Source organism: Clostridium sp. ZS2-4 (genome assembly GCF_026719745.1).
Taxonomy (GTDB): domain Bacteria; phylum Bacillota; class Clostridia; order Clostridiales; family Clostridiaceae; genus Clostridium_H.
Window position 1 is genome coordinate 1 of sequence record NZ_JAPPRQ010000101.1, and the last position, 6,367, is coordinate 6,367.

A 6,367-nucleotide genomic window follows, 5' to 3' on the forward strand; every position below is an offset into this window, starting at 1 on the left:
TTCATTTAGTATTGATTCTTTTAATTCTTTTGTATAACTTTTACCTTTCATAAAATACCTCCAATCACTTTTCTTTATTATATCTATTCCAAAAGCAATTGTCCAAGTGTTCTTAGGGGCTTAAGAGAGAAGCATCTGTTATATTAAAAAATATGAATAAAAGTATATTGGAAATTGCGGTGGATTTTCAATACGGCTCACAGGAAGCTTTTACACGTGCCTTTAAAAGCTGTTTTGGAATGACACCAAGTAAGTATCGTAAGCAACAAGAAAATAAAATTAATTTTCTAGAAAAAATCAATTTTATGGACTATGAGAAAAAAATTCAAGGTGAGTTGATAATGTACAAGCCTGAAATTATTTGCTTAGACAAATGCTGTATAGTAGGGTATGAATACAAAACAAATACAAATGATGAAAAATATTTTAATGAGATTCCAAAATTTTATGATGATTTTGGTAGGAATGAATACTATATGAAAATTCCCAACAGGATTGCACCTAAATTTCCTTTTGGAATAAGTAATAATTATCAAGATGATGGTGGTTTTACCTTTGTTATTGGGGAAGCTGTAAAACATCCAGGTGAAGAATTGGAGAGTGGTTTTGTTAATTTAGAAACAACTGAAGGAAAATATGCTGTATTCAAAGCTAGTGATTCTGTTTCTATAGCTCAAAACATATGGAGATATATTTATGGGATATGGTTACCGAATTCCAATTACGATAGGAGAGACGGGCTAGATTTTGAAAGAATTGATGTTTGTAATTCAGTGTATCCAGATAATATGGAAATAAAAATATACATACCAATTAAATGATTTGAGTAAAGGAGTTTATGGTGAAAATGAATATAGAAATAATTTTTGGAGAACTACCGGTTTTAGAATCTGAGAGTATAATATTAAAGAAAATTGAAAAAACAGATATTCAAGAAGTGTTTGCAATTTATAACAATGATAAGGTGTTTAAATATTGTGGGATTTTACCCAAACACAATATTGAGACAGTTGGAAATATGATTGGTCATTTTGAGAGGGATTATAATAAGAGAAGTAGGGTTAAATGGGGGATATTTTCAAAAAACCATACTAATAAATTGGTTGGAATTATTGAAGGTATGGACTTTAACCAAAAGGTTAACATGGTGACTATTGGTTATTTTTTAGCTGAAGAATATTGGAAAAAGGGTATCGCCACAGAAGCGGTAAGTATATTGATTAAATTTTTATTTGAGACTGTTAATATTAATCGTATTCATGCAGAGGTTATACCTGAGAATTTTGTCTCTAAAAAAGTGCTGGAAAAAAATAGATTTATTAAGGAGGGTTTGGTAAGACAAGCTAATCTTTGGCCAGGTAAAGGTGTGATTGATTTAGAAATATACGGTATATTAAGAGAGGACTATGACAAATGAAATATTAGCTGAAGGAAGTTTAATTTATGAACATTTAGTGCCAAGCGAAATTAATGAACGATATTTTAAGCATTATAACTACCATAAAAATGAAAATAAAAAAATCTAGGCTTTTGAAGCAGTTGAAAAATAAATCTAGTTTAATAGAATTTTAAGGTGTGTGAACTTTTTACAGAACTTCCTCAAAATTATTGTTCATTATTAAGATATATATATGGCAGAGATATAAGAATTGCTGAGTGGCAAAGAAAGCAGTGTGTAAATAACAACTTATGATAAAATAAAACTGTTATGAAGTAATTGGAAAATTTCTAATTTATACGGTTGATATACAAATTTCACATTTAATTCTTAAGCAACTTTTATTTTTAGTATACCCAATATAATAATCAACACTTGTTATTAATTATATCAAGTGTTTTTATTTTATCTAAAATTATAAAAGTATGGTGATCTTATGGCAGTATTAGAATTTATCAACGCATCAAACAATACCTACAAAGGCATGAAAAGAGCCATTGACTATATTAAAAATCCCTTAAAAACTGAGCTTCACTTAGTTGGAGGAAAAGATTGCTCACCAGATACTGCTTATGATGAATTTGTAATGACTAAGCAAAACTTTAAAAAAGAAACTGGAAGGCAATTTATACATTTTGTACAGTCTTTTTCACCACATGATAAAGCTATTCCAGAAGTAATAAATGAAATTGGGAAAAAGCTTTTAGACCATGAAGCTTTTAAAGACTTTCAAGTTGTATATGCTACCCATACAGATAAAGAGCATTTACATAATCACTTTATCATTAATTCTGTAAGTTTTACTACAGGACGAAAATGGCAGTTATCAAAAGAGCAATTAGAAAGCTTAAAGGAATATTTAGATGAGTTATGTAGAACTTATGGACTTATTATTGTTGATGGAGCTAAAGGAAATCATAAAGACAGAGGAGAATATAGGGCTAAAGATAAAGAACAAAGTTGGAAGTATGAACTTTTCTTAGCAGTAAGGCAATGCAAATGGTGTAGCAGAAGTAAGGAAGAATTTATTGATAATATGGAGAAGTTAGGTTATAAAGTGGATTGGAGTGATGAAAGAAAATATGTTACTTTTACTACTCCTAACGGTAAGAAATGTAGAAATAGAAAGATGTATCCCTCACAGCAATTTACTAAGGAAGCACTTCTTAAAGCTTTTGAATTAAATAAACAGAAGGCTGATAAAAAGCAGCTTGAAGCGAAAATGGAATTATTATTAACGGTAATTGAAATGATCTCTAATGATAAAAGTAATAATTATAAATCTCATTTACCTTTGACTGCTCTTGAGGGACGAGCAAAGAAGGAAAGAGCAATTGAGGAAGCTAAGGGAAGAGGACTAGATTGGGAAAGTGGAAAAAGTATGTAGAAAAATTATGGATTTAGATATTTTATTATGATAAGATAAGTTTGTATGAATTGGTAAAAAAATGAGGTATATTTAAGCGATAAATAGTAATTTGTCATTGAGTTAAACATAAATTTCGTACAGTGCAATGTATCATCATAAACAATTTATAAAAAGTTCTAAAAAATGCAACTCGATCAGTGTCATTGATGTGCCAACTGGGTGTTGGACTAGATGTGCTAATTTTATATATGATATAGTATGATTTGTAAAAAATATAACTGAAAAAGAGGTATAAATTATGATAAAACCAATTATAAAAGATATATTGTTTTTAGGACAAAAATCAGAAGATGCAACTAAAAATGATATAGTAGTAATTGATGATTTAATAGATACATTAAGAGCAAACCTTGAGAATTGTGTTGGATTAGCTGGTAATATGATTGGAGTAAAAAAGCGTATATTAGTATTTACTGTAGGCAACCTTATTGTGCCTATGATAAATCCAGTTGTATTAAATAAAGAAAAGATTTATGAAACTGAAGAGAGTTGTATTAAAATATGAAGTAATTATTAGCCTAGAGGTCATTGAGAACCATGTGAGTTTAATAAGTGAAGTTTTCCTCTGATCATTAATTAATAATGATTAGGGCTACTGTTATTTAGAAACATAGTATATACTTGATTTGAAGAGAAATAGGTATTTTAAAAAAGAAAGAGAGTGAAAAAGTGGAAAAGTTTTTTAAAGCAATAGAGGAAAAGATAAGAAAGTCAGGATATCCTGGAGAAGTCAGTGGCGAAGAAATCTACGCTGAAATAAGTGATGAGGCCGAGGATCAAGAAGAAGGAAGTTACTTATTCATGAAGAAGCAAAATGATGATATCATGTTCGAGTACAGAGTGGATATTTTAGAGGACAATATTAATTTAGCAACCCTCACGATACATACATCAGAGAGAAATTACTTTATTGATTTTGATGCTGAATAGATAGACGTATTGGGGATGAAGTATGTTACTGGTAAAATAAAATTGGATTTTAAGAATTTTTGTGATTTTTTTAAATTAAGAAATAGTTTTGTTGATAATAACTATGGTGTGATTACACTGGAAGGAAACTTATTTCCAGTTAGAAAGCCTAGCGACAGGTATAGAAATAATAATATTGAAGCAATAACAAAAAGAAATTCTGAAATTTTTGCATAAATTTAGAGAAAAATTCCAATTTATAGAGTAAATAAAACTTTAAGACTTATCATTGGTAGGTCTTATTTTTATCCCCAAAACTCAATTTAGAAAGGAAAACTTTTTATTAAATTCCAAAATAAGAAACTTTTAATAAGCCTGCTCATATTAGTGAGTGGCATACTATTTAATCTTTATTTTTCAACAATAATTCATAAGCTGCTTTCAAAGCAAATGACAGTTTTAAAAATTTCCAATTTAATAATTTGTATTCATAGCATGGCGGTAAGTAAAGAGCACTTACTGCTTTTTTTATGCCTAAATGGATTTACAGTTTAATTTGCAATATTTTTCTATGCAGCCAATAACAAACCTTATCAAAGTGAATTAAAACAAATAACTCCTAAAATTTCAACACCAGTATCAGCAGGGCAAAAACAGTTTGGTTCAGCAGAATGGCTTACAGAGCAAGAAAAGGATTCAGCTTTTGAAAGCTTTATTCTAAATACCAATCACAGCACAGTTAAAACAGTAATAAAGCAAGGATATGATGATCTACAAAAAATTATGAAGGGAAGTGAATGTGAAAATGAGAAGGAAGAAAATCAACAAAAGCAAGAAGAAATTCAAGAAAAAGCAGTATTGGAAAAGCAAGAAGGAACTGCAGAAAACACTGATGAAACCACCAAAAGTATTTATGAATGCTCCAAAGCTTTTTTACCGCAGGGTGGTGTAGTGCTTGGTTGTAGAAGGGAAGGTGGTAAAGAAAAAATATTCTTTGTTGGTGAGGATGTTCACAGTTTATGTATTGGTGCAACACGCTCAGGAAAAATAAGGACAGTGGTACTTCAAAGCATAGGAACTATGGCTCTTGCAGGTGAAAGTATGATTTTGAGTGATCCAAAGGGCGAGCTATACCAATATACCTATCCTTTTTTAGAAAGGTTAGGATATGAAGTTATTGCAATAGATTTTAAAAATCCTTTAAAGAGTGATAAATATAATTTTTTAGAACCTGTGATTGAAGCCATAGACAATAACGATATAGCTAGAGCTATTGATGCTACATGGGATTTAACTTCTCAGCTTGTAGGTGAGCCAAAGGGAGAAAGGATATGGACAGATGGTGAAGCTAGTATTATTGCCAGTGCCATTATGAGTGTTGTTTATGACAATAGAGAAGGAAAAAATCGAAAATATCAAAACATGACTAATGTGTATTATTTTATAAGTGAAATGTGTAAAGCAGTAGGCAACTCAATGCCTATTGTTGAGTATGTGAAAAAACTTAGTCCTACACATCCAGCTAAAGCTTTACTTGCTATATCAGAAGTTGCACCAAGTAAAACAAGAGGAAGCTTTTATACAGCTGCTCTTACTACTTTAAGGCTTTTATAGTACTCCATCAAGTTCACATAGTATCAATCTTACACATAGGGCATTACTGACAGTTGATGAAATAAGACTTATTTCAAGACCGTACAGCTTAATTACATCAAGAAATAATCCTGCAATTATGAATTCTCCAGACTTATCAAAATGGCAGTTTAATAAAATCTTTGGGCTGGGAGATAAGGAACATAATCGAAAGGTAAGAGAATTAAGAGAAAACAGAAGGAAAGTAAGAAGTGCAAGTATGGAAAATATGGATTTATGGGGAGTGTGGCTTTATTACACAGCTAATGAGCAATTAAGTATTACAAAAAATTCAGTAACAGTATTACAAGAAAAGATTACTAAAGCTCAAAAAATTAGCTATGTAACAGGAAATGAGAAAGGAGATAATTATTTTGAAACAGATTAGAAACTTTTTAGAAAAGACAAAAGAAAAAATCATACTGACTTTAGTATCAATCTATACAGTCAGTATGATTTCAATACCAGTGTATGCAGCAAATGATGTTAGAAATAGTCAAATTGTAAAAGGTACAGAAAAGCTAATAAATGATACTACAACTTGGCTAATGATACTTGCTCCTGTATTAGCAGGACTTTTGGAGGTGTGAATATATGGAAAATTTAGTATTAGGAACACAAATTAAGGCTATGAATATGGTAGGAAAGGCAAAGAAGGCTCTCACAAGCAAAAGCGGTGAGGGCTTTGTTGATACAGCGGTAAAAATCTTAATGTCAGTTGTGATTGGAGCATTAATCCTTGGAGGATTATATTTTCTTTTTCAAGGTACTATTCTTCCTACTTTAACTCAAAAAATTAAAGATATGTTTAACTTCCAAGGCTAATATAAAGGTAAGCGTCAAAGTTTTAGCACCTTTAATAATTCCAAGAATAGTATTAAAATATCCTAGTAAGGCAAGAATATGCTTTACTAGGATTAATTTATTTCTTATCTTTAATTTTTATATTTTTAGGAATC

At 30.2% G+C, this 6,367-nt stretch carries 9 protein-coding genes and 1 pseudogene; all 10 read left to right on the forward strand.

The annotated features are described in order from the left end of the window. Positions 1-152: 152 nt before the first annotated feature. The 10 genes and pseudogenes from OIO11_RS12135 to OIO11_RS12180 all read left to right on the forward strand — a co-directional run bounded on the left by OIO11_RS12135 (position 153) and on the right by OIO11_RS12180 (position 6,233). Positions 153-821, forward strand: coding sequence for an AraC family transcriptional regulator (locus OIO11_RS12135; protein ID WP_268071726.1), 669 nt, complete (start codon positions 153-155; stop codon positions 819-821). A gap of 26 nt (positions 822-847) precedes the next feature. Continuing rightward, positions 848-1,417, forward strand: coding sequence for a GNAT family N-acetyltransferase (locus OIO11_RS12140; RefSeq protein WP_268071727.1), 570 nt, complete (start codon positions 848-850; stop codon positions 1,415-1,417). A 457-nt stretch (positions 1,418-1,874) separates the two neighbouring features. Continuing rightward, on the forward strand, positions 1,875-2,825 hold the full coding sequence (locus OIO11_RS12145) for a relaxase/mobilization nuclease domain-containing protein (protein ID WP_268071728.1): 951 nt from the start codon (positions 1,875-1,877) through the stop codon (positions 2,823-2,825). A 280-nt stretch (positions 2,826-3,105) separates the two neighbouring features. Continuing rightward, positions 3,106-3,369 (forward strand): annotated as a pseudogene (locus OIO11_RS12150) (peptide deformylase); the annotation flags it as partial. A gap of 167 nt (positions 3,370-3,536) precedes the next feature. Beyond that, the gene (locus tag OIO11_RS12155; protein WP_261672467.1) at positions 3,537-3,797 is read left to right on the forward strand and encodes a hypothetical protein; all 261 of its coding nucleotides are present in this window, start codon (positions 3,537-3,539) and stop codon (positions 3,795-3,797) included. 15 nt (positions 3,798-3,812) lie between these two features. Further along, on the forward strand, positions 3,813-4,013 hold the full coding sequence (locus tag OIO11_RS12160; protein WP_268071729.1) for a hypothetical protein: 201 nt from the start codon (positions 3,813-3,815) through the stop codon (positions 4,011-4,013). A gap of 546 nt (positions 4,014-4,559) precedes the next feature. Further along, the gene (locus OIO11_RS12165) at positions 4,560-5,390 is read left to right on the forward strand and encodes a type IV secretory system conjugative DNA transfer family protein (RefSeq protein ID WP_268071730.1); all 831 of its coding nucleotides are present in this window, start codon (positions 4,560-4,562) and stop codon (positions 5,388-5,390) included. 118 nt (positions 5,391-5,508) lie between these two features. Beyond that, the gene (locus OIO11_RS12170) at positions 5,509-5,796 is read left to right on the forward strand and encodes a hypothetical protein (protein ID WP_268071731.1); all 288 of its coding nucleotides are present in this window, start codon (positions 5,509-5,511) and stop codon (positions 5,794-5,796) included. Continuing rightward, positions 5,783-5,998, forward strand: coding sequence for a hypothetical protein (locus tag OIO11_RS12175; protein WP_268071732.1), 216 nt, complete (start codon positions 5,783-5,785; stop codon positions 5,996-5,998). Before OIO11_RS12170 ends, OIO11_RS12175 begins: the two co-directional genes overlap by 14 nt. A gap of 4 nt (positions 5,999-6,002) precedes the next feature. Further along, on the forward strand, positions 6,003-6,233 hold the full coding sequence (locus OIO11_RS12180; RefSeq protein ID WP_268071733.1) for a DUF6133 family protein: 231 nt from the start codon (positions 6,003-6,005) through the stop codon (positions 6,231-6,233). The last annotated feature ends 134 nt before the right edge of the window (positions 6,234-6,367 follow it).

Excerpts from the sequence above, each read along its gene's own strand:
- OIO11_RS12135 (WP_268071726.1), top strand. The coding sequence starts at position 153 with ATGAATAAAAGTATATTGGAAATTGCGGTGGATTTTCAATACGGCTCA.
- OIO11_RS12140 (WP_268071727.1), top strand. The coding sequence starts at position 848 with ATGAATATAGAAATAATTTTTGGAGAACTACCGGTTTTAGAATCTGAG.
- OIO11_RS12145 (WP_268071728.1), top strand. The coding sequence starts at position 1,875 with ATGGCAGTATTAGAATTTATCAACGCATCAAACAATACCTACAAAGGC.
- OIO11_RS12160 (WP_268071729.1), top strand. The coding sequence starts at position 3,813 with ATGAAGTATGTTACTGGTAAAATAAAATTGGATTTTAAGAATTTTTGT.
- OIO11_RS12165 (WP_268071730.1), top strand. The coding sequence starts at position 4,560 with ATGAAGGGAAGTGAATGTGAAAATGAGAAGGAAGAAAATCAACAAAAG.
- OIO11_RS12170 (WP_268071731.1), top strand. The coding sequence starts at position 5,509 with ATGAATTCTCCAGACTTATCAAAATGGCAGTTTAATAAAATCTTTGGG.
- OIO11_RS12180 (WP_268071733.1), top strand. The coding sequence starts at position 6,003 with ATGGAAAATTTAGTATTAGGAACACAAATTAAGGCTATGAATATGGTA.